Origin of the sequence: Alloalcanivorax profundimaris, from assembly GCF_015265435.1 — a bacterium.
Lineage (GTDB): Bacteria > Pseudomonadota > Gammaproteobacteria > Pseudomonadales > Alcanivoracaceae > Alloalcanivorax > Alloalcanivorax profundimaris.
In genome coordinates this window covers 290,854-312,248 of the sequence record NZ_JABJWH010000036.1, presented here as the reverse complement: position 1 = coordinate 312,248, position 21,395 = coordinate 290,854, and the positions used below count along the sequence as shown (strand labels likewise).

Annotated in this window: 19 protein-coding genes; 16 read left to right on the top strand and 3 right to left on the bottom strand. The window is 64.9% G+C overall.

The window, feature by feature from the left end; translation table 11 throughout:
- Nucleotides 1–24: 24 nt before the first annotated feature.
- Nucleotides 25–1,731, bottom strand: a complete 1,707-nt coding sequence (locus HMJ39_RS16115) for a potassium/proton antiporter (protein WP_323370922.1) — start codon at nt 1,729–1,731, stop codon at nt 25–27.
- Nucleotides 1,732–2,005: 274 nt separating this feature from the next.
- Between HMJ39_RS16115 and mnmG the strand changes: the two genes are divergently transcribed.
- The 15 genes from mnmG to glmS all read left to right on the top strand — a co-directional run bounded on the left by mnmG (nt 2,006) and on the right by glmS (nt 16,917).
- Complete coding sequence (mnmG, locus tag HMJ39_RS16110; protein WP_194298066.1) at nt 2,006–3,892, top strand: tRNA uridine-5-carboxymethylaminomethyl(34) synthesis enzyme MnmG; 1,887 nt, start codon at nt 2,006–2,008, stop codon at nt 3,890–3,892.
- Nucleotides 3,889–4,506 carry a 16S rRNA (guanine(527)-N(7))-methyltransferase RsmG gene (gene rsmG / locus HMJ39_RS16105; protein WP_194298065.1) on the top strand — a complete coding sequence of 206 codons (618 nt, stop codon included), beginning with the start codon at nt 3,889–3,891 and terminating at the stop codon, nt 4,504–4,506. Before mnmG ends, rsmG begins: the two co-directional genes overlap by 4 nt.
- Nucleotides 4,503–5,294, top strand: a complete 792-nt coding sequence (locus HMJ39_RS16100; RefSeq protein WP_194298064.1) for a ParA family protein — start codon at nt 4,503–4,505, stop codon at nt 5,292–5,294. Before rsmG ends, HMJ39_RS16100 begins: the two co-directional genes overlap by 4 nt.
- A 29-nt stretch (nt 5,295–5,323) precedes the next feature.
- Nucleotides 5,324–6,241: a ParB/RepB/Spo0J family partition protein gene (locus tag HMJ39_RS16095; RefSeq protein WP_161382753.1), complete on the top strand. Its 918-nt coding sequence runs from the start codon at nt 5,324–5,326 to the stop codon at nt 6,239–6,241.
- Nucleotides 6,242–6,587: 346 nt separating this feature from the next.
- On the top strand, nt 6,588–6,968 hold the full coding sequence (locus HMJ39_RS16090; RefSeq protein WP_161382754.1) for an ATP synthase subunit I: 381 nt from the start codon (nt 6,588–6,590) through the stop codon (nt 6,966–6,968).
- A gap of 24 nt (nt 6,969–6,992) precedes the next feature.
- Entirely contained in the window at nt 6,993–7,901 is a 909-nt protein-coding gene (gene atpB / locus HMJ39_RS16085; RefSeq protein ID WP_194298063.1) for a F0F1 ATP synthase subunit A, read from the top strand.
- Nucleotides 7,902–7,946: 45 nt separating this feature from the next.
- Nucleotides 7,947–8,168, top strand: a complete 222-nt coding sequence (gene atpE / locus HMJ39_RS16080; RefSeq protein ID WP_138773561.1) for a F0F1 ATP synthase subunit C — start codon at nt 7,947–7,949, stop codon at nt 8,166–8,168.
- A 58-nt stretch (nt 8,169–8,226) separates the two neighbouring features.
- Entirely contained in the window at nt 8,227–8,697 is a 471-nt protein-coding gene (locus HMJ39_RS16075) for a F0F1 ATP synthase subunit B (protein WP_194298062.1), read from the top strand.
- A gap of 19 nt (nt 8,698–8,716) precedes the next feature.
- On the top strand, nt 8,717–9,253 hold the full coding sequence (locus HMJ39_RS16070; RefSeq protein ID WP_161382757.1) for a F0F1 ATP synthase subunit delta: 537 nt from the start codon (nt 8,717–8,719) through the stop codon (nt 9,251–9,253).
- A gap of 16 nt (nt 9,254–9,269) precedes the next feature.
- A complete protein-coding gene (gene atpA, locus HMJ39_RS16065; RefSeq protein ID WP_161382758.1) occupies nt 9,270–10,814 on the top strand; it encodes a F0F1 ATP synthase subunit alpha in 1,545 nt (514 codons plus the stop codon).
- 23 nt (nt 10,815–10,837) lie between these two features.
- Complete coding sequence (atpG, locus tag HMJ39_RS16060) at nt 10,838–11,698, top strand: F0F1 ATP synthase subunit gamma (RefSeq protein ID WP_161382759.1); 861 nt, start codon at nt 10,838–10,840, stop codon at nt 11,696–11,698.
- 49 nt (nt 11,699–11,747) lie between these two features.
- A complete protein-coding gene (gene atpD, locus HMJ39_RS16055; RefSeq protein WP_194298061.1) occupies nt 11,748–13,133 on the top strand; it encodes a F0F1 ATP synthase subunit beta in 1,386 nt (461 codons plus the stop codon).
- A 21-nt stretch (nt 13,134–13,154) separates the two neighbouring features.
- Nucleotides 13,155–13,580: a F0F1 ATP synthase subunit epsilon gene (locus HMJ39_RS16050; protein ID WP_194298060.1), complete on the top strand. Its 426-nt coding sequence runs from the start codon at nt 13,155–13,157 to the stop codon at nt 13,578–13,580.
- A gap of 117 nt (nt 13,581–13,697) precedes the next feature.
- On the top strand, nt 13,698–15,056 hold the full coding sequence (gene glmU, locus HMJ39_RS16045; RefSeq protein ID WP_194298059.1) for a bifunctional UDP-N-acetylglucosamine diphosphorylase/glucosamine-1-phosphate N-acetyltransferase GlmU: 1,359 nt from the start codon (nt 13,698–13,700) through the stop codon (nt 15,054–15,056).
- A 28-nt stretch (nt 15,057–15,084) separates the two neighbouring features.
- Nucleotides 15,085–16,917 (top strand): glutamine--fructose-6-phosphate transaminase (isomerizing), encoded by a 1,833-nt coding sequence (gene glmS, locus HMJ39_RS16040; RefSeq protein ID WP_194298058.1) that lies wholly within the window; start codon nt 15,085–15,087, stop codon nt 16,915–16,917.
- 20 nt (nt 16,918–16,937) lie between these two features.
- Here the strand turns inward: glmS and msrA are convergent, their stop codons facing one another.
- Complete coding sequence (msrA, locus tag HMJ39_RS16035; RefSeq protein WP_194298057.1) at nt 16,938–18,038, bottom strand: peptide-methionine (S)-S-oxide reductase MsrA; 1,101 nt, start codon at nt 18,036–18,038, stop codon at nt 16,938–16,940.
- Nucleotides 18,039–18,251: 213 nt separating this feature from the next.
- Here msrA and HMJ39_RS16030 point away from each other — a divergent pair, with 213 nt between their 5' ends.
- Nucleotides 18,252–19,652: a phospholipase D family protein gene (locus HMJ39_RS16030; protein ID WP_194298056.1), complete on the top strand. Its 1,401-nt coding sequence runs from the start codon at nt 18,252–18,254 to the stop codon at nt 19,650–19,652.
- A 15-nt stretch (nt 19,653–19,667) separates the two neighbouring features.
- On the opposite strand, the gene HMJ39_RS16025 is transcribed toward HMJ39_RS16030, so the two are convergent.
- Nucleotides 19,668–21,278 carry a class I adenylate-forming enzyme family protein gene (locus HMJ39_RS16025; protein WP_194298055.1) on the bottom strand — a complete coding sequence of 537 codons (1,611 nt, stop codon included), beginning with the start codon at nt 21,276–21,278 and terminating at the stop codon, nt 19,668–19,670.
- Nucleotides 21,279–21,395 lie beyond the last annotated feature (117 nt).

The following is a 21,395-nucleotide window of genomic DNA, read 5'->3' as shown; positions in this document are numbered from 1 at the left end:
GGCCGAATTGGCGCAAGGGGCTGGTTATTTCGGCAACTTGATCCCGATCAGAATGGCGCGGCCCTTTTCCACGGTCCGGGCCCGCAGTTTCAGCCCGCTCAGGCGGATGGTGTCGCCCACCACGGTCTGCTGGCCAAAGTGCCGTTCGAACAGGGCTTCCACGGTGAGTCCTTCCAGGGCCGGGTCCGCCTTCTCCATGCCGTACACCGCCACCAGCTGGTCCACCGGCACGCTGCCGCGCAGGAAGAACTCGCCGTAATAGCGTTTCTCGTCCTTGGACAGCCGGTGGCACATGTCCGAGAGGTAATCCTTCTCCGCCAGCGGCGCCAGCCAGGTGACCAGATCGCCGGCCTGGATCACCGGGTCCTCGGCCAGATTGCGGAATTCCTGATTGCGGATGATCAGCAGCGGCGTGATGCGCGGCGTGGTGATGGCGCCCAGGCGCTGGCCTTCCGCCTTGGCGCCGGCGTCCACCTCGAACTGCATCACGTAGCGGTCGCCGGAGGCGGCCAGCGGCACCATCTGCCTGGGCGGCGTGGTGGCCGGCACCGACACCTTCAGGAGGCGCGCCACCCAGCGCAGGCTGGCGCCCTGGGCGAGCAGGGAAATCAGCACCACCACCAGGGTGATGTCGAACAGCAAGCGAGTCTGGCCGACTCCGGCCAGCAGTGGGAACACGGCCAGCACGATGGGCACCGCGCCGCGCAGGCCGGTCCAGGCGATGAACAGTTCTTCGCGCCAGGTGAAGCGGAACGGCAGCAGGCTGGCCCACACCGCGATGGGGCGCGCCACCAGCATCAGGAACAGCGCCACCAGCAGGGCGTCCACCAGGCTTTTGCCCAGCTCCGAGGGGGTCACCAATAGCCCCAGCATCAGGAACATGCCGGACTGCGCCAGCCACGCCATGGAATCCATGGAGCGCAGCACGTTGTCGCCGGTGCCGCCGCGCCGGTTGCCGGCCACCAGACCGGCCAGGTAGATGGCCAGGAAGCCGCTGCCGCCGGCCAGGTTGGTGGTGGCGAACACCATGGCGCCGCCGCTGCACAGCAGAAGGGCATGCAGCCCTTCGTTGCTGCGCACGCGCAGCAGGATTTCGCTGAGCAAGGCGCCCAGGCTCAGGCCCATGAGCACGCCCAGGCCGAACTGCTGAACCAGGGTGATCAGCATCGGCCAGCCAAAGCCGATGTCCGGGTTCACCAGCACCCCCACCAGCATCAGGGTGATGAAGATCGCCATGGGGTCGTTGAGGCCGGACTCGATCTCCAGGGTGCTGGCCACCCGCTCATTGAGGGTGACGCCGGCGCCCTTCACCACATTGAACACCGCGGCGGCGTCCGTGGAGCCGATGATGCCGCCGAGAAGCAGACCCAGGCGCCAGTCCACGCCGATCAGCCAGGTGGCGAAAGCGCCCACCAGGCCGGCGGAAAGCGCTACCCCCAGGGTAGCCAGGCTCAGCGCCGGCTTCAGGCCCAGCCGGAAGGTACTCAGGCGGGTACGCAGGCCGCCGTCCAGGAGAATCACCGCCAGGGCGATGTTGCTGACCACGTAGGCCAGGGAGAAATCGTCGAACTCAATGCCGCCCAGTCCGTCCTCGCCGGCGGCCATGCCCACCACCAGGAACACCAGCAGCGAGGGCACGCCAAAGCGGGCGCTCAGAGTGCCCAGCAGCAGGCCCACGAACATCAGGCCGGTGCCAACGAGGAGAAAGACGTTCAGTGATTCCAAATGCACTCCCGGAATATCAGGCAGAAAAAAGACCGCTTTCTATTATATAGGAAGACGGCCCGGCTCTCAGTGACACGCTACCGGTTCGTGGCGGCCGGCTCCCAAAGGCGCGGCAAAGAAGGGTAGGAGTGGCTTCAGCCGCGATCATCGACGCCGGTTATCGCGGGTGAAGCCACTTCTACCGCGATGAGCCTTTAAATTGGGCGTGTTCGGATTATACTAGCGCGCCCGATCTGATCATATTTTAAACGCGCGTCCGGCGTGCGGAGAGAGCATCCCCATGGAATACCCCCATCGATTCGGCGTCATCGTGATTGGCGGCGGCCATGCCGGCACCGAGGCGGCCCTGGCGGCGGCCCGCATGGGCGTGGACACGGTGCTGCTCACCCACAATATCGAGACCCTGGGACAGATGAGCTGCAACCCGGCCATCGGCGGCATCGGCAAGAGCCACCTGGTACGCGAGATCGACGCCCTGGGCGGCGCCATGGCCCGCGCCACCGACCGCGGCGGTATCCAGTTCCGGGTGCTCAATGCCCGCAAGGGCCCGGCGGTGCGCGCCACCCGCGCCCAGGCGGACCGGGTCCGCTACAAGGCGGCGATCCGGGGCATCCTGGAAAACCAGCCCCACCTCACGCTGTTCCAGCAGTCGGTGGACGATCTGATCGTGGAAAACGGTCGTTGCGTGGGCGCGGTCACCAACATGGGTCTGCGTTTCCACGCCGACGCCGTGGTGCTTACCGCCGGAACCTTCCTGGGTGGCGTTATCCACGTGGGCCTGGACAACCATCAGGGCGGCCGCGCTGGCGACCAGCCGTCCAACGCCCTGGCCCGGCGCCTGCGTGAGTTGCCGTTCCGGGTCGACCGCCTGAAGACCGGCACGCCGCCGCGCATTGACGGCAAGACCGTGGATTTCTCGGTGATGGAAGAGCAGTGGGGCGATGCACCGCTGCCGGTGATGAGTTACCTGGGCAAGGTGGAAGAGCACCCCCGCCAGACCTGCTGCTTCATTACCCACACCAATGAGCGCACCCACGATATCATCCGTGCCGGCTTCGACCGCAGCCCCATGTTCACCGGCGTGATCGAAGGCACCGGGCCGCGTTACTGCCCGTCCATCGAGGACAAGGTCAACCGCTACCCGGAAAAGAACAGCCACCAGATCTTCGTCGAGCCGGAGGGGCTGGATACCCACGAACTCTATCCCAACGGGATTTCCACCAGTTTGCCGTTCGATGTGCAGATGGAAGCGGTGCGCTCCATTCGCGGCTTCGAGAACGCTCACATCACCCGGCCTGGCTACGCCATCGAGTACGACTATTTCAATCCCCAGGACCTGAAGCACAGCCTGGAGACCAAGCACATGCCCGGGCTGTTCTTCGCCGGCCAGATCAACGGTACCACCGGCTACGAGGAGGCCGGCGCCCAGGGGCTGCTGGCGGGCCTGAACGCGGCGCGCCTGAGCCAGGAGCGGGCCCCCTGGACGCCGCGCCGGGACGAGGCCTACATCGGCGTGCTGGTGGACGACCTGATCACCATGGGCACCCGGGAACCCTACCGGATGTTCACCAGCCGGGCGGAATACCGCCTGCTGCTGCGTGAGGACAACGCCGACCTGCGCCTCACCGAGCAGGGCCGCGAGCTGGGCCTGGTGGACGACGAGCGCTGGGCCGCCTATTGCGCCAAGCGCGAGGGCATGGAAACCGAGCAGGCGCGGCTCAAGGCCACCTGGGTGCGTCCCGATACGCCGGAAGCGGAGCGCGTCAACGCCCTGCTCGACAAGCCGCTGTCCCATGAATACAACCTCATGGACCTGCTCAAGCGGCCGGAGCTGAACTACCGCCCCCTGGCCGAGGCCGCCGGCCTGGCGCCGGTCGCCGACGCGGTCATCGAACAGGTGGAGATCGTCGCCAAATACGCCGGCTACATCGACCGCCAGGAGGCGGAGATCGCCAAGCTGCGGGCCGCCGAGGACCAGCCGTTACCGGCGGACTTCGACTACCAGGTGGTGAAGGGGCTCTCCAACGAGGTCAAGCAGAAGCTCAACGAGGTGCGCCCGGCCACCATTGGACAGGCGGGCCGGATCCCCGGGGTCACCCCGGCGGCGATTTCCCTGCTGCTGATCTTCCTGAAGAAACACCAGCACCAGACGGCCCGCCAGGCATGAGCGACCGGGACCGCCTGGCCGGCGGCCTGCGCGAGCTGGATCTGACCCTCGATGACGATCAGGTAACGGCGTTGCTAACCTATCGGGATTTGCTGGTGAAATGGAACCGGGCGTTCAATCTTACCGCGGTGCGTGACCCCGGCGAGATGATCGCCCGCCACCTGCTCGACTCCCTGGCGGTGTTGCCGCACCTGGAGGCCGGCCCCTCCCTGGACGTGGGCACCGGTGCCGGCTTGCCCGGCATTCCCCTGGCCATCGCCCGCCCGGATCAGGCCTTCACCCTGCTCGACGGTAACGGCAAGAAGGCGCGCTTCGTGCGCCAGGCCCGGCGTGAACTGGGCCTTGAGAACGTGGAGGTTGTGCACGCCCGCGTGGAACAGTACCGTAAGGCTCCATCGCAGATTATCAGCCGCGCCTTCGCCGCCCTGCCCGATATGCTGGCGGTCACGGGGCCCTTGATCGCGCCGGAAACCCGCGTTCTGGCCATGAAGGCGACCGCCGTGGAGCGCGAACTGGCCGAGCTGCCGGCCGGCTGGACCGCGCGCGTGGAACCCCTGGCCGTGCCCGGCCTGGCGGAAACCCGCGTGCTGGTGATCATAAGGAGACCGCAGTGACCACCGTTTTTGCCATTGCCAACCAGAAAGGCGGGGTGGGCAAGACCACCAGCAGCGTCAACCTGGCCGCCTCCCTGGCGGCCACGCGCAAGAAGGTGCTGCTGGTGGACATCGACCCGCAGGGCAACGCCACCAGCGGCGCCGGCGTGGACAAGTACGAGCCGGAATACACCGTCCATGACGTGCTCATGGGCGACGTGGACATGGAGCAGGCGCTGGTGGGCACGCCGGAGGACTCCGGCTTCGATCTGATCGCCGCCAACGGCGACCTGACCGCCGCGGAAGTCCAGCTGCTGGACATGAAGATGCGCGAGTTCCGCCTGCGCAACGCCCTGGCCCGGATTCGCGACGATTACGACTACGTCATCATCGACTGCCCGCCCTCGCTGAACATGCTCACCGTCAACGCCCTCACCGCGGCGGATTCGGTGATCGTGCCGATCCAGTGTGAGTACTACGCCCTGGAGGGGCTCACGTCGCTGATGAACACCATCGAGAAAATCCGCTCGGTGCTGAACCCCAAGCTGCACATCGGCGGCCTGTTGCGCACCATGTACGACCCGCGCAACAGCCTCTCCAACGATGTCTCCAACCAGCTGATCAGCCACTTCGGCGACAAGGTCTACCGCACCATCATCCCGCGCAACGTGCGGCTGGCGGAGGCGCCCAGCCATGGCGCGCCGGTGATCACCTATGATCCCAAATCCCGCGGCGCGGTGAGCTACCTGGCGCTGGCCGGCGAGATTCTGCGTCGCGAGCAGGCGATGCAGAAACCCCAGCAGGCATAAGCAAGAACCGACTTGAGTGAGATCCGACTATGGCGGCAAAGCGTAAACGAGGCCTCGACCGCGGTCTGGACGCCCTGATCAGCAGCAGCGAGGCGCGCCGGCAGCACATGGAGGAAGTCAGCGTCGAGGACGGCGCGGAGGCATCGGCGCCGGCCCAGCGACCGCCCCGGGACGGTGAATTGCGCCACCTGCCGGTGGAGTTCATGCAGCGCGGGCGTTACCAGCCGCGCAAGGACATGTCCGCCGATGCCCTGGAGGAACTGGCCGAGTCGATCCGCGCCCAGGGCGTGATGCAGCCGATCGTGGTGCGCCCGCTGGGCGAGGACCGTTACGAGATCATCGCCGGCGAACGCCGCTGGCGGGCGGCGCAGATGGCGGAACTGGACGTGATCCCCGCCGTCATCCGCGAGGTGCCCGACGAAGCCGCCATCGCCATGGCGCTGATCGAGAACATCCAGCGCGAGAACCTCAACCCCATGGAGGAGGCCCTGGCGCTGTCGCGGCTCAAGGAGGAATTCGGGCTGACCCATCAGCAGGTGGCCGACGCCGTGGGCAAGTCCCGGGCCATGGTCACCAACCTGCTGCGTCTGATGAGCCTGGAGGCGGACACCAAGAAGCTGCTCGAGCACGGCGACCTGGAAATGGGCCACGCCCGGGCGCTGCTGGCGCTGACCGGCGCCAAGCAGGTGGAGGCGGCGCGCACGGTGGTGGCCAAGGGGTTGTCGGTACGCCAGACCGAGGCCCTGGTGCGCGAGTTCGAGAAGGAAAAGCCCGCCAAACCGGCGCCGGCCAAGGAAGACCCCAATGTGCGCCACCTGATCAACGATCTCTCCGACCGCCTCGGCGCCCCGGTGCAGATCCAGCAGGGCAACGGCGGCAAGGGCAAGCTGGTGATCAGCTACAACAACCTGGACGAGCTGGACGGTATCCTCGCCCACATCAAATAGCGTCTCGTCCCATGGGATGGACGTTTTCCCTTGCGCATTAATCAACCCGCTTGACGCAGTGGTCGGAGAGGCGTATCAATAGCCGCCATCTCCGACCACAAAAAACGTTCTTTTGTATAGAAAAGAGCGTCTGTTCAAATTTTGCGCTGATTCCGGTCCTTTCGGGTCAAACAATCGGCCTGCGCCGGTTGATACCGGTATACCTTCCCCATATACTTCCCGCGCCAAAGATCAGGGGGTACCCGCGACCTTCTCCTGACACGCTCCGGCGGCGTCAGCAGCGAAACACGGGAGCACGGTGGCCAATTTTGATGAGCGAGCCCGCAGAACCTTGTTCTGGGGGTTGATGCGCGCCCAAATCAGCAGCGCGATTTTATTCGCCGCTCTGGTTACCGTCCTTGCCGGCGCCAGCCTCGGCCTCGCGGCCGCCTGGGGCGGCATCATCAGCCTGATCGCATACGCCTGGGGTGGCTTCCAAGTGTGGCTGCACCCGGGCAATCGCGCGCCTGAGCGGATGGCGGGCGCCGCCCTGCGGGCCGAGGCCGGCAAGGTGGTGATCATGCTGGCGCTGTTCGGCCTCACCTTCGCGAAGGTGCCGGGGCTGCGCGAGTTGACACATGTAGTGGTTCTGTTTCTCGGCTTTCTGCTGGCGCAGATCGCCGGCTGGGTCCAGGTCGCGCGCCTGGACCGGCGCCTGGGAACGGGGCCGGACGGTCAAGACGACTAGACTGGACAGACTGTAGGTATCGATATGGCAGCGAGCTCCGCCAGCGAGTACATCAAGCACCATTTGGGAAACCTCACCTATGGCCAACTGCCCGCCGGTTATGAGCGAAGCTGTCACGGTCACGAGGAAACGCTGAGCGACGCCACCTGGACCTTCGCCTGTAACGCCCAGGAAGCCAGCGACATGGGCTTCGCCGCCATCCACGTGGATTCCATGGCCTGGTCCGGCGGCCTCGGCATCCTGATGTGCCTCCTGTTCTGGCTGATGGCCCGCAAGGCCAGCGCCGGCACCCCCTCCGGCATGCTCAACTTCGTGGAAATGATCATCGAATTCGTGGACAGCCAGGTCCGCGACTCTTTCCACGGCAAGAGCAAACTGATCGCCCCGCTTTCCCTGGTGATCTTCTGCTGGGTGTTCCTCATGAACCTCATGGACCTGATTCCGGTGGATGTGGTTCCCATGACCTTCCAGTGGATCATGACCACCTTCTTCGGCTGGACCGCCCACGAAGCCTATTTCCGCATCGTTCCGACCACCGACCCCAACATCACGCTGTCCATGTCGATCTGCGTGTTCTTCCTGGTGATCTTCTACAGCATCAAGGTCAAGGGCGTGGGCGGTTTCCTCGGCGAACTGAGCTTCAAGCCGTTCGAGGCCGGCAGCACCGTGGGCAAGATCCTGCTGCTGCCGATCAACCTGATGCTGGAAACCATTTCCCTGCTGTCCAAGCCGGTATCCCTGGGCTTGCGGCTGTTCGGCAACATGTATGCCGGCGAATTCGTATTCATCCTGGTGGCCGGCATGATGGGCACCTGGCAGGCCATCGCGGCCTGGCCCTGGGCGGTGTTCCACATTCTGGTGATCACCCTTCAGGCGTTCATTTTCATGGTGCTGACCATTGTCTACCTGAGCATGGCGGTGGAAGAGCACTAAGCAACGTTTCCTAACTCAACTGAAGCACTTAACGGGAGTGTAAAGATGGAAGATGTAAACCTTCTCGCGGCTGCACTGGTTGCTGGCATGGCGGGCATCGGCGCCGGTATCGGCTTCGGTCTGATGGGCGGCCGGTTCCTGGAATCCGTGGCACGCCAGCCTGAGCTGGGCCCGATGCTGCAAACCCGCATGTTCATTATCGCGGGTCTGCTGGACGCCGTGCCGATTATCGGTATCGCCATCGCCTTCCTGCTGATTTTCCTGTAAGACGCGATTCAAACCGAGCCCCGGTTCAGGGAAATCTACGTAATGCTGAGGTGTTGGCATGAACATTAATGCGACACTAATTGGCCAGGCCATCTGGTTCATTCTGTTCGTCGCCTTCTGCATGAAGTTCGTCTGGCCGCCCATTTCCCGGGCCCTGGACGAGCGTAAGCAGAAGATTGCCGAGGGTCTGAGTGCCGCCGATCGCGCGGAGCGCGATCTGGAACTGGCGCAGGAAAAGGCATCCGCCAATCTCAAGGACGCGAAGGACAAGGCCGCCGAGATCATCGAGCAGGCCAACAAGCGCGCCAACCAGATCGTCGAGGAAGCCAAGGACCAGGCCCGCGTCGAGGGCGAGCGCCTGATCGCCAAGGCTCAGTCCGAAATCGATCAGGAAATCAACCGCGCCCGCGAAGAGCTGCGTAAAGAGGTGTCCGCTCTGGCATTGAGTGGCGCCGAACAAGTGCTGGCACGCGAAGTAAACCGCGACAGTCACAAGCAGCTGCTTGATGACCTGGCGGCTCAACTCTGAGTGATAGGGATGGCACCCCATGGCTGAATTGACCACCATCGCACGTCCCTACGCCAAGGCCGCGTTTCTGTTCGCGAAGGAACAGAATGGCCTGGCGGAATGGGAACAGATGCTGGGTCTGGCGGCGGCAGTGGCGCAGGACGCCGACATGCGCGCCTACCTGGACCAGCCCGAGCTGGACCGTGCCCAGCAGGCCGAGGCGTTCATTGAGGTCTGCGGCGACGAGCTCAGCGAAGGCGCTCGTAATTTCATCACCCAGTTGGCGGCCAACAAGCGCCTGGCGCTGTTGCCCACCGTCCGGGTGTTGTTTCACGAGCTGCTGGCCGCCGATCAGCGCATCACCGATGTGGAACTGATCGCCGCGTTCGAGCTCGATGACGCCGAAACCGAGAAGCTGGTGGCGGCGCTCAAGCAGCGCCTGGGCCAGGAGGTGCAGGTGTCCACCGCCGTGGACGAGTCACTCATTGGTGGCGTGCTTGTGCGAGCCGGCGATACCGTAATTGATGGCAGTGTGCGAGGCCGACTCGATCGTCTGGCAGAGCAACTGAACTCTTGAGTTTGAGGGATTAGAGATGCAGCAACTCAACCCGTCCGAAATCAGCGAGATTATCAAGTCGCGCATCGCGAAACTTGATACCTCCACCGAGGCACGGAACGAAGGTACGGTGGTATCCGTATCCGACGGTATCGTGCGCATTCATGGTCTGGCCGACGTGATGTTCGGCGAGATGATCGAGTTTGAGGGCGGCATCTACGGCATGGCCCTCAACCTGGAGCAGGACTCCGTCGGCGCCGTGGTACTGGGTGACTACCTGGGCCTGGCCGAAGGTCAGAAGGTGAAGTGCACCGGCCGCATTCTGGAAGTGCCGGTGGGCCCTGAACTGCTCGGCCGCGTGGTCGACGCCCTGGGTAACCCGGTGGACGGCAAGGGCCCGATCAAGTCCGACGAGACCGACGCCGTGGAGAAAGTGGCGCCGGGCGTGATCTGGCGCCGCGAGGTGAACGAACCGGTACAGACCGGCTTCAAGTCCATCGACGCGATGACCCCGATCGGCCGCGGCCAGCGTGAGCTGATCATCGGCGACCGTCAGATCGGTAAGACCGCCGTTGCCGTGGATGCCATCATCAACCAGAAAGATTCTGGTATTAAGTGTATCTACGTGGCCATCGGCCAGAAGCAGTCCACCATCGCCGGCGTGGTGCGCAAGCTCGAAGAGCACGGCGCCATGGACAACACCATCATCGTCGCCGCCTCCGCCTCCGATCCGGCCTCCATGCAGTTCCTGGCCCCGTTCGCCGGTTGCACCATGGGTGAATATTTCCGCGATCGCGGCGAAGACGCTCTGATCGTTTACGATGACCTCACCAAGCAGGCCTGGGCCTACCGCCAGATCTCCCTGCTGCTGCGCCGCCCGCCGGGCCGCGAAGCGTACCCGGGTGACGTGTTCTACCTGCACTCCCGTCTGCTGGAGCGCGCCGCCAAGGTCAACGAGGAATTCGTCGAGAACTACACCAATGGTGAAGTGAAAGGCAAGACCGGTTCCCTGACCGCCCTGCCGATCATTGAAACCCAGGCCGGTGACGTGTCCGCGTTCGTACCGACCAACGTGATCTCCATCACCGACGGTCAGATCTTCCTGGAAACCAGCCTGTTCAACTCCGGCATCCGTCCGGCGATGAACGCCGGTGTTTCGGTATCCCGGGTGGGTGGTTCCGCGCAGACCAAGATCATCAAGAAGCTCGGCGGCGGTATCCGTCTGGCGCTGGCTCAGTACCGGGAACTGGCGGCCTTTGCCCAGTTCGCTTCCGACCTGGACGACGCCACCCGCGAACAGCTCGAGCACGGCCAGGCCGTGACCGAACTGATGAAGCAGAAGCAGTACAGCCCGATGTCCGTGGCGGAAATGGGCGTGGTGCTCTACGCCGCCAACAACGGCTACCTGAAGGGTATCGAGATCGAGAAGATCGGTTCCTTCGAGGCGTCACTGCTGGATTACATGAACAGCGAACAGAAAGCGTTGATGGACAAGATCAACGAGAAGGGTGACTACAACGACGAGATCGAGGCCGGTATCAAGGAGGCCATCGAGCAGTTCAAGGCCACCCAAACCTGGTAATTCGCTGAGAAAGGATCAGTCCTATGGCTAGCGGTAAAGAGATCAAGGGCAAGATCGCCAGCGTCCAGAGCACGAAGAAAATCACCCGTGCGATGGAAATGGTGGCGGCCAGCAAGATGCGCAAGGCGCAGGAGCGCATGGAGGCGAGCAAGCCTTACGCGACCCGCATGCGTCAGGTGGTCGCCCATCTTGCCAATGCTGATCTGGAATACCGGCACATCTACCTGCAGGAACGGGACGTCAAGAACGTCGGGTACATCGTGGTCACCTCCGATCGGGGGCTGGCCGGCGGCCTGAACGTGAACCTGCTGAAAAGCGTGGTTAAGGACGCCCGTGAGTGGGAAGAAAAGGGCGCCAAGGTCCAGCACTGCGTGGTGGGCTCCAAGGGGCTGGCCTTTTTCAGAAGTGTCGGCGGCAATGTCGAGGCGTCGGTGAACGGCCTCGGCGACGCGCCTCACCTGAGCGATCTGATCGGGTCCATCAAGGTGATGCTGGACGCCTACGAAAACGGTGAGATCGACCGTCTGTACATCGTGTACAACGAGTTCGTTAACACCATGACGCAGAAGCCCAAGACCATCCGCCTGCTGCCCCTGGAACAGGGCGAGGACGAGGAGCTCAAGCGTCACTGGGACTACATCTACGAGCCAGCGCCCAAGGAGTTGCTCGACGAGCTGCTGGTGCGGTTCATCGAGTCCCAGGTCTATCAGGGCGTGGTTGAGAACAATGCCTGCGAACAGGCCGCGCGGATGGTGGCGATGAAGGCCGCCAGCGACAACGCCGGCGAGATCATCAGCGATCTCCAACTGGTGTACAACAAGGCGCGCCAGGCTGCCATTACGCAGGAAATTTCCGAAATCGTTGGTGGTGCCGCCGCTGTATAAGGGTGTGCGAAAGCAAGCGGCGAGAAACGCAAGTTAAGAGGATGCAAGCATGAGTAGCGGTCGTATTGTTCAGATCATCGGTGCTGTGATCGACGTCGAATTCCCGCGCGAGTCCGTGCCCAAGGTGTATGACGCACTCACCGTGGACGGTACCGAAACCACCCTGGAAGTTCAGCAGCAGCTGGGTGACGGCGTGGTGCGCACCATCGCCATGGGTTCCACCGAGGGTCTGAAACGGGGCCTGGACGTGACCGACACCGGCGAGCCGATTCAGGTGCCGGTGGGCACCAAGACCCTGGGCCGGATCATGGACGTGCTGGGTCGCCCGATCGACGAAGCCGGCCCCATCGGCGAAGACGAGCGCATGGCCATCCACCGCGAAGCGCCCTCTTACGCGGATCAGGCAGCCACCAACGAACTGCTTGAAACCGGCATCAAGGTGATCGACCTGGTGTGCCCCTTCGCCAAGGGCGGTAAAGTCGGCCTGTTCGGCGGCGCCGGCGTGGGCAAGACCGTGAACATGATGGAGCTGATCCGGAACATCGCCATCGAGCACTCCGGTTTCTCCGTGTTCGCCGGCGTGGGCGAGCGTACCCGTGAGGGTAACGACTTCTACCACGAGATGAAGGACTCCAACGTACTGGACAAGGTGTCCCTGGTATACGGCCAGATGAACGAGCCGCCGGGTAACCGTCTGCGCGTGGCGCTGACCGGTCTGACCATGGCCGAGAAGTTCCGGGACGAAGGCCGCGATGTACTGTTCTTCGTGGACAACATCTACCGTTACACCCTGGCAGGTACCGAGGTATCCGCACTGCTGGGCCGTATGCCCTCCGCGGTGGGTTACCAGCCGACCCTGGCGGAAGAGATGGGCGTTCTGCAGGAGCGGATCACCTCCACCAAGACCGGTTCCATCACCTCCGTTCAGGCGGTGTACGTGCCCGCGGATGACTTGACCGACCCGTCCCCGGCGACCACCTTCGCCCACCTGGACGCCACCGTGGTACTCAGCCGTGACATCGCCTCCAAGGGTATCTACCCGGCGATCGACCCGCTGGACTCCACCTCCCGCCAGCTGGATCCGCTGGTGATCGGCCATGAGCACTACGAAGCGGCGCGCGGCGTGCAAACTGTGCTGCAGCGCTACAAGGAGCTCAAGGACATCATCGCGATCCTGGGCATGGACGAGCTGTCCGAGGACGACAAGACCACCGTGTCCCGGGCTCGGAAAATCGAGCGCTTCCTGTCCCAGCCGTTCTTCGTGGCGGAAGTGTTCACCGGCTCACCGGGCAAATACGTATCGCTGAAGGAGACGATCCGCTCCTTCCAGGGTATCCTGAACGGTGATTACGACCACATCCCCGAGCAGGACTTCTACATGAAGGGCTCCATCGACGAAGTTGTAGAGGCTTACAACAAGCGCGGTGACAAGTAACCTGCGCGGGGAGGAACCCAGATGGCGATGACCGTGCATTGCGACATTGTTAGTGCCGAAAGACAGCTCTATTCCGGCCTGGTGGAAATGGTAGTGGCCGCTGGCGTGGAAGGTGACCTGGGCGTGATGCCCGGGCACGCTCCGCTGCTGACCCGCCTCAAGCCCGGCCCGGTACGCGTGAAGACGCAAAACGGCGACGAGCAGGTGTTCTACGTCTCCGGCGGCTTCCTGGAAGTGCAGCCGAAACTGGTTACCGTGCTGGCGGACACCGCCGAGCGCGCCCAGGATATGGACGAAGCCGAGGCGGAGCGCGCCAAGCAGCACGCCAAGGAAGCTCTCGAAGGCAAGAGCGCCGAGATGGACTACACCCGTGCCGCCGCGGCGCTGGCCGAGGCCACGGCCCGGCTGCGTACCATCGAGCAAATCAAGAAGATGGCCAAGCGGTAACGCCGGGCCGGATAGCGGAACGACGAATAAAGGGTGGCTTCGGGCCGCCCTTTTTCGTTTCTTGCGTTATGATGAGCGCCGTATCTTCGGAGGCAACAGGACTCAAGGGAACGGAGTATGAGTTTAGCGGTTGTGATTCTCGCCGCGGGCAAGGGAACCCGCATGAAATCCGAGCTGCCCAAGGTGCTGCACCCGATCGCCGGGCGGCCCATGGTCCAGCACGTGGTGGACGCCGCCGGCGCCCTGTCGCCGGCCAACACCGTGATCGTCTACGGCCACGGAGGCGACCGGGTCCGCGAGGCGGTCACCGGCGAGCGGCTGCGATGGGCGGAACAGGCCGAACAGCTTGGCACCGGCCATGCGGTGGCCCAGGCCCTCCCTTATCTGGACGAGGACGTGGTGCTGGTGCTCTACGGCGACGTGCCGTTGATCCGGCCGGAGACCCTGCGCCGCTTCGTGGGCCGGGTCAACGACCAGAGCCTGGCGCTGATGACCCTGGAATTGCAGGACCCCGCCGGCTACGGCCGCGTGGTGCGCGGTGCCGACGGCCGGGTCCTGCGCATCGTCGAACAGAAGGACGCCAGCGACGAGGAAAAAGGCATCCGCGAAATCAACACCGGCATCCTCGCCTGCACCCGTCGCTTCCTTAACGACAGCCTGCCGCGCCTGTCCAACCGCAACGCCCAGGGCGAATACTATCTCACCGATCTGATCGCCATGGCGGTGGACGCTGGCATGGACATCGCCGTGGACCAGCCGGACCATCCCTGGGAGGTGGACGGTGTTAACGACCGGGTGCAGCTGGCGCGTCTGGAGCGGGTCTACCAGGGCGTGCGCGCCGAGGCGCTGATGCGCGAAGGCGTCACCGTGCTCGACCCGGCCCGTCTGGACATTCGCGGCCAGGCGGACGTGGCCAGCGACGTGATCCTGGACGTGAACGTGATTCTGGAAGGCCGGGTTTCAATCGGCCCGGGGGCGCGCATCGGCGCCCACTGCGTGATACGTGACGCCGACCTTGGTGCCGGCGTGGTGGTGGAGCCGCACTCGATCATCGACGGCGCCACCGTGGGCGACCACTGCCAGGTGGGCCCCTTCGCGCGCCTGCGCCCGGGCACGGAGCTTGCCGCCAAGGCCAAGATCGGCAACTTCGTGGAAACCAAGAAGTCCTCCATCGGCGAAGGGTCCAAGGTCAATCATCTGACCTACATCGGCGACAGCCGCGTCGGCAAGGACGTGAACGTGGGCGCGGGCACCATCACCTGCAACTACGACGGCGCCAACAAATTCCAGACCGTGCTCAAGGACGGCGTCTTCATCGGCTCCAACAGCTCCCTGGTGGCGCCGGTGACGGTGGGCGAGAACGCCACCGTGGGCGCCGGCAGCGTGATCACCAAGGACGTGCCCGGCAACGGGCTCGCCGTGGCGCGCGGCCAACAGCGCAACATTGAAAACTGGCCGCGCCCCACCAAGAAGTAGGGTTTCGGCGAAGGAAAAGGAAAGGTCCATGTGCGGAATCGTCGGCGCCATCGCCCAGCGTAATGTCACCAATATCCTGATCACCGGCCTCAAGCGCCTCGAATACCGTGGCTACGACAGCGCCGGCGTGGCGCTGGTCAACGCCAACGGCCTGCAGCGGGTACGCCGCCAGGGCAAGGTGGCCGCCCTGGAAGAGGCGGTGCGCGAGCAGAACGCCGCCGGTTTCCTGGGCATCGCCCACACCCGCTGGGCCACCCACGGCCGGCCCTCCGAGGCCAACGCCCACCCGCACCAGTCCGGCGACGGCCTGGCCGTGGTGCACAACGGCATCATCGAGAACTTCCAGGAACTCAAGGACGAACTGGAAGGCCAGGGTTACCAGTTCCAGTCGCAAACCGACACCGAGGTGATCGCTCACCTGGTGCACCGCACCCTGGAGGAAACCGGCGGCGACCTGAAGCGCGCGGTGCAAAAGGCGGTGAAGCAGCTGCACGGCGCCTATGCCCTGGGCGTGGTGGATCAGCGCGAGCCGGACCGGTTGGTGGCGGTGCGTTCCGGTTCGCCCCTGGTGGTGGGCCTGGGCATCGACGAGAACTACGTGGCCTCCGACCAGCTGGCGCTGCTGCCGGTGACCAACCGCTTCATCTTCCTGGAGGAAGGGGACCTGGTGGAGCTCACCGTGGACCGGGTCGGCATCACCGATGTGGCCGGCAACCCGGTGGAACGGGAAGTGCACGAATTCGACGGCGCCCATGAGGACGTGGAGAAAGGCGAATACCGGCACTTCATGCAGAAGGAAATCTTCGAGCAGCCGGCGGCCATCCAGCGCACCCTGCAGGACCGCATCGATTCTCCGGACGCGGTCAGCGCCGCCTTCGGCGACCGCGCCGAGGCCATCTTCGACCGGGTCAGGACGGTGCAGATCGTTGCCTGCGGCACCAGCTACCACGCCGGCATGGTGGCCCGGTACTGGCTGGAGGCCCTGGCCGGCATTCCCTGCCAGGTGGAAGTGGCCAGCGAGTTCCGCTATCGCCGGCACGTGGTGCCGGCGGGCACCCTGTTCGTGACCATCTCCCAGAGCGGGGAAACCGCCGACACCCTGGCCGCCCTGCGCGACACCCGTTCCGACAATTACGTGGGTCGTCTGGCGATCTGCAACGTGGACGGCTCATCCCTGGTGCGCGAATCCGAACTCACCTTCCTGACCAAGGCCGGCCCGGAAATCGGTGTCGCCTCCACCAAGGCGTTCACCACCCAGCTGGCCGGCCTGATGATGCTGGTGCTGGCCCTGGGCCGCCGCCACGGCCTGGGCGACGAACGCATCGAGACGATTCTCGGCGAGTTGCGCCAGTTGCCCAACCTGATTGAACAGGCCGCCGCCCTGGACAAGCCCATCGAGGCCCTGTCCCGGGCGTTCGTGGAAAAGAACCACACCCTCTTTCTGGGCCGGGGCGTGCAGTTCCCGGTGGCCATGGAAGGCGCCCTCAAGCTCAAGGAAATTTCCTACATCCACGCCGAGGCCTACCCCGCCGGCGAGCTCAAGCACGGCCCGCTGGCCCTGGTGGACAAGGAAATGCCGGTGGTGGCGGTGGCCCCCAACGACGAGCTGCTGGAAAAGCTCAAGTCCAACCTGCAGGAAGTGCGCGCCCGGGGCGGCGAGCTCTACCTGTTCGCCGACAAGCACGCCCGCGTGTCCGACGGCGAGGGCATCCATGTACTGCACCTGCCGGCGGTGCCGGAGATCATCGCGCCCATCGTTTACACCGTGCCGTTGCAGCTGCTCAGCTACCACGTGGCGGTACTGCGCGGCACCGACGTGGACCAGCCCCGCAACCTGGCCAAGTCGGTGACCGTGGAATAACCCCCGGGCCGGGACGATGATTACTCCTTGAACAGGTACAGGTAGTCGCCGTAGCCCAGCGCCTTCATCTTCTCCTTGGGGATGAACTGCATCGCGGCCGAGTTCATGCACCAGCGCTTGCCGGTGGGCGCCGGGCCGTCGTCGAACACATGGCCCAGGTGGGAATCCGCGTACCGGCTGCGCACCTCGGTGCGCGTGATCCACAGCAGATTGTCCTCGTGCAGGGTCACCATGTCGTCGTTGATCGGCTTGGTGAAGCTGGGCCAGCCGGTGCCGGAATCGAACTTATCCGTGGAAGAGAACAGCGGTTCGCCGCTGATCGCGTCCACATAGAGGCCGTCCTTCTTCAGGTCGTGATAGGGGTTATTGAAGGCCGGCTCGGTGTCGTCCTCCCGGGTCACCTCATAGCCCCGCTCGGTCATCATCGAGCGCAGTACCTTGTTGCTGGGCCGGTGGAAGCGGTCCGGACCTTCCCAGGGCGCCCCCAGGGTGAACTCCTCTTCCTCTTCCTCCTCCTCGATGGCCTGCTTCCAGGGCCGGGCCTCCGGGTCGTCCCAGTGCTTTTCCAGGAACTGGTCGCGGCCCGAGTTGTAGCGGTAGAACTTATAACGCAGCGGGTTTTTCTTGTAATAATCCTGGTGGTAATCCTCGGCCTCGTAGAACGTTCCCAGGGGCAGGATCCCGGTGACCACGGGCTTGTCGAAGCGGTCGCTGTCCGCCAGCGCCTTTCGCGAAGCTTCGGCGAGCCGTTTCTGCCGCTCGCCATCATAGAAAACGGCGCCGCGGTACTGGCTGCCCTGGTCGATGAACTGACCGTCCGGGTCGGTGGGGTCGATGTGTTGCCAGAACCAGGCAAGCAGATTCCGGTAGCTGACCACCTCCGGATCGTAGATCACCTTCACCGCCTCGATGTGGCCGGTGCCGCCGGCGGACACCTGCTGATAGGTGGGGTCGGCGAGCTCGCCGCCGGTGTAGCCGCTGATCGCCTCGGAGACGCCGTCCAGGTGCTCGAAATCGGATTCGGTGCACCAGAAGCAGCCGCCGGCGAACACCGCCGTGGCCTGGGCGGCGGCCGCCGGCAGCGAGGCCAGCAAGGCCAGGGTCAGGATGACAATACGCATAACGAACCTCCTTGGTTGGCGCTTGGATGCGCCGGCCGCGCCGGTGTTACAGCGTTGATGGTGAAAGTATGCGCCGATTCGCGTGCAGATGGCGACAAGACGGGTTTACGGGGCGCCGCCGATCCGGGCTAAGATGCCACTCTGGCCCGCTATGGGTTGCCAAGGGAGACGACGATATATGGCGACGGAAATTCGCGACAGCCTGAAACAGCAATGAGCGCCGGCGCGCCGAGCAGCCGGGTCCGCGACTCCCGCTTCTGCCTGCTCGCCGACAGCGAGGAAGCCTTCGTGATGCGCGCCGCCACCGCGCGGTTGGCGGAAAAGACTCTGGATCTGCAGTACTACGTCTGGGACGACGACACGGTCGGCAAGTTGCTGGTCCACCGGGCCCTGGAAGCGGCCCGCCGGGGAGTGCGCGTGCGCCTGCTGCTGGACCACGCCAACCAGCTCGGCCGGGACGTGAAATGGGCGGCGCTCAATGCCCACCCCAATGTGGAGGTGCGGCTGTTCAATCCGTTCCGGGGCCGCTACAAGCATTTCGTGCAATGGCTCTACCATGCCCCCCGGCTCAATCACCGCATGCACAACAAGGCCTGGATCGCCGACGGCGAGCACGCCATCGTCGGCGGCCGCAACATCTCCGAGCATTACTTCGGCGTCCACCCGGAGGCCAACTTCCGGGATCTGGATCTGTACGCCCGGGGGCCCATCGTCGAGGAAACCCGCGCCGCCTTCGACCGCTACTGGAACAGCGACGTCACCGTGCACCTGCGCCGGCTCAAGCACCGCTCGGAGGCGGACGCCGACCGGCTCTGGCAGGAGCTTCAGGCCTGGCGCGCCCGGCTGGACGGCTTTCCCTACCATTACGAGCAGGATCTGGAGCGCTTCCAGGCGGCGGTGGCGGCCGCCGACCAGCGCCAGATCCAGGCGCCGGCGGCGCTGCTGTTCGACCCGCCGGACAAGGCCAAGGGCGCCACCCAGCGCCTCATGGGCGATCAGCTGGCGGAGTTGCTCAGCCGACGCTCCCTGCGCGAGATCCTGATCGAGGCGGGTTACTTCATTCCCGGCGACGACTTCGTCGATACCCTGGCCGATCTGCACGGTCGCGGCGCGCGCATCGGGTTGCTCACCAACAGCCTGGCCACCAACGATGTGATCGCCGCCCACGCCGCCTACGCCCATTACCGCCGGGCGCTGGTGGAGGCCGGCGTCGAGGTCCACGAACTGCAGCCCAACGCCCGCACCGGCCAGCATCTGGCGCGCCTTAAACCGGGCCGCTCGAAATCGGCGTTGCACACCAAGGCCATGGTGCTGGACCGCCGGGAACTGTTCGTGGGCTCGTTCAATCTGGACCCGCGCTCGGCGAACCTGAACACGGAAATGGGCTACTACGTGAACTCCGAGGCCCTGGCGGCCCGGGTGGCGGCGTTCGTGGAGGAGGGCATGGCGCCGCAGAACAGCTACCGGGTGAGCCTCGACGAACGTCAGCGGCTGACCTGGGGCGCCGGCGACACCCGGGGCCCGGTGCAATCGCACCGCGAACCCCAGGTCACCAAGGCACGCTGGCTGGCGTCGCGCTTCTTCGGCCTGCTGCCGATCGAGAACCTGCTCTAGGGTCTGTTCACCCTGCTAGTCCCGGGCGGCCTGTTCGCGATCCTTCCAGTAGGGATCGCGCAGTTCACGCTTGAGGATCTTGCCGATGGTGCTGCGCGGCAGCTCCTCGCGTCGCTCGAGGGCGGCCAGCCGCTGGCCCTTGCCGAGGCGTTCGTTGGCCCAGTCGCGGACCATGTCCAGGTCGCCGGTGGCGCCCTCGGCGAGCACCACCAGGCCCAGCGGCGTTTCGCCCCACTGCTCACTGGGGATGGCGATCACCGCCGCGTCCGCCACCGCCTCGTGCTTGAGCAGCACCCGCTCCAGGTCCTCGGCGTAGATGTTGAAGCCGCCGGAGATGATCATGTCCTTGCGGCGGTCCAGCACCGACAGGAAGCCGTCCTCGTCCAGGCGGCCCATGTCGCCGGTGCGGTAGAACACCTCGCCGTCCGGGCTGGTCCACAGCAGTTCGCTGGTCTTGGCGTCGCGCTTGTAGTAGCCGCGCATCATGGCGCCGCTGCGGCCCACGATCTCGCCGATCTCGCCGGCGGGCACTTCCTTGAGGTCCTCGTCGATGATGCGCAGCTCGCAGCCCGGGCTGGCCTTGCCCACGGTGTCCCACTTGGTGGGGTTCTCGGCGCAGTTCAGGGTGGTGGTGACGCCGCCCTCGGTGAGCCCGTAGAACTCGATGATGTTGCCCGGCCAGCGCGCCATGGCGTCGGCGATCACGTGGCCGCGCAGGGGCGCGCTGGTGGAGAACTTCACCTTGAAGCTGCTCAGATCGAACCGCTCGAAATCCGGCTCCGCCAGGATACGCTGATACTGCACCGGCACCAGCATGGCGTGGGTGGCCCGGTATTGCTGGGCCAGCTCCAGGAAGCGGTGGGCGTTGAATTTGGCCATGCTGACGATGGTGCCGCCGCCGAACAGGGTGGGCAGCACCGCCACCAGGGTGGTGTTGGAGTACAGCGGCGTGGACACCAGGGTCACCGCGTCCTGGTCATAGCCCAGGGCGTGGCCGCGCTCCACGTGGCGGGCGCGCAGCCGGTGATCGTGGAGAATGCCCTTGGGCACGCCGGTGGTGCCGGAGCTGTAGATGATGTTGAACGGGTCGTCCAGGGACGGCGTATGGTCCGGGGCGTCGGCGCGGGCGTCGCCCAGCCAGTCCTCGAAATCCAGCCAGCCGTCAGCCTGGAAATCCAGCGCCACGCGGCCGTCCGGCGGCACGTTGTGCAGGCTGTCCAGCAGCGGCTCGATCAGCGCCCGGTGCTTGTCGGACACGAACAGGAAGCGGGCGTCGCAGTCGTTGACCATCAGCGCCAGGGTCTCGCCGGCGGCCATGCCGGACAACGGCACCATGCAGCCGCCGGCGGTGAGGGTGCCCATGAACAGGGTCAGGTAGCGGGCGCTGTTCTCGGACAGGCCGGCCACGGTGTCGCCGCGTTGCAGGCCGGCGGCGCGCAGCCGGTTGGCCACCCGGTTGACGCCGTCGACGAACTGCCGCCAGGTGAGCGTGCCGGTCTCATCGTGGACCGCCGGATGATCCGGCTGTCGGGCCGCCAGTTCTTGCAGCCGTTGGGGGATGGAGACGAAGCCGTCCTCCGGCAGGGAGGGGGCGTACACCGGCATGGCATCACTGATAGAGGTCATCGAACTCTCCCGGCGGGCCCGCCCGCCCGGGGCGGCCACCATATATTGTGGAATTTTGTTTTAAATTAGGCCGTCGAGCATACTCCCCGGTATGTTCGCGCTCAATACCGCAAGACT

Excerpts from the sequence above, each read along its gene's own strand:
- mnmG (WP_194298066.1), top strand. The coding sequence starts at position 2,006 with ATGGAATACCCCCATCGATTCGGCGTCATCGTGATTGGCGGCGGCCAT.
- rsmG (WP_194298065.1), top strand. The coding sequence starts at position 3,889 with ATGAGCGACCGGGACCGCCTGGCCGGCGGCCTGCGCGAGCTGGATCTG.
- HMJ39_RS16095 (WP_161382753.1), top strand. The coding sequence starts at position 5,324 with ATGGCGGCAAAGCGTAAACGAGGCCTCGACCGCGGTCTGGACGCCCTG.
- HMJ39_RS16090 (WP_161382754.1), top strand. The coding sequence starts at position 6,588 with ATGCGCGCCCAAATCAGCAGCGCGATTTTATTCGCCGCTCTGGTTACC.
- atpB (WP_194298063.1), top strand. The coding sequence starts at position 6,993 with ATGGCAGCGAGCTCCGCCAGCGAGTACATCAAGCACCATTTGGGAAAC.
- atpE (WP_138773561.1), top strand. The coding sequence starts at position 7,947 with ATGGAAGATGTAAACCTTCTCGCGGCTGCACTGGTTGCTGGCATGGCG.
- HMJ39_RS16075 (WP_194298062.1), top strand. The coding sequence starts at position 8,227 with ATGAACATTAATGCGACACTAATTGGCCAGGCCATCTGGTTCATTCTG.
- HMJ39_RS16070 (WP_161382757.1), top strand. The coding sequence starts at position 8,717 with ATGGCTGAATTGACCACCATCGCACGTCCCTACGCCAAGGCCGCGTTT.
- atpA (WP_161382758.1), top strand. The coding sequence starts at position 9,270 with ATGCAGCAACTCAACCCGTCCGAAATCAGCGAGATTATCAAGTCGCGC.
- atpG (WP_161382759.1), top strand. The coding sequence starts at position 10,838 with ATGGCTAGCGGTAAAGAGATCAAGGGCAAGATCGCCAGCGTCCAGAGC.
- atpD (WP_194298061.1), top strand. The coding sequence starts at position 11,748 with ATGAGTAGCGGTCGTATTGTTCAGATCATCGGTGCTGTGATCGACGTC.
- HMJ39_RS16050 (WP_194298060.1), top strand. The coding sequence starts at position 13,155 with ATGGCGATGACCGTGCATTGCGACATTGTTAGTGCCGAAAGACAGCTC.
- glmU (WP_194298059.1), top strand. The coding sequence starts at position 13,698 with ATGAGTTTAGCGGTTGTGATTCTCGCCGCGGGCAAGGGAACCCGCATG.
- glmS (WP_194298058.1), top strand. The coding sequence starts at position 15,085 with ATGTGCGGAATCGTCGGCGCCATCGCCCAGCGTAATGTCACCAATATC.
- msrA (WP_194298057.1), bottom strand. The coding sequence starts at position 18,038 with ATGCGTATTGTCATCCTGACCCTGGCCTTGCTGGCCTCGCTGCCGGCG.
- HMJ39_RS16030 (WP_194298056.1), top strand. The coding sequence starts at position 18,252 with ATGAGCGCCGGCGCGCCGAGCAGCCGGGTCCGCGACTCCCGCTTCTGC.
- HMJ39_RS16025 (WP_194298055.1), bottom strand. The coding sequence starts at position 21,278 with ATGACCTCTATCAGTGATGCCATGCCGGTGTACGCCCCCTCCCTGCCG.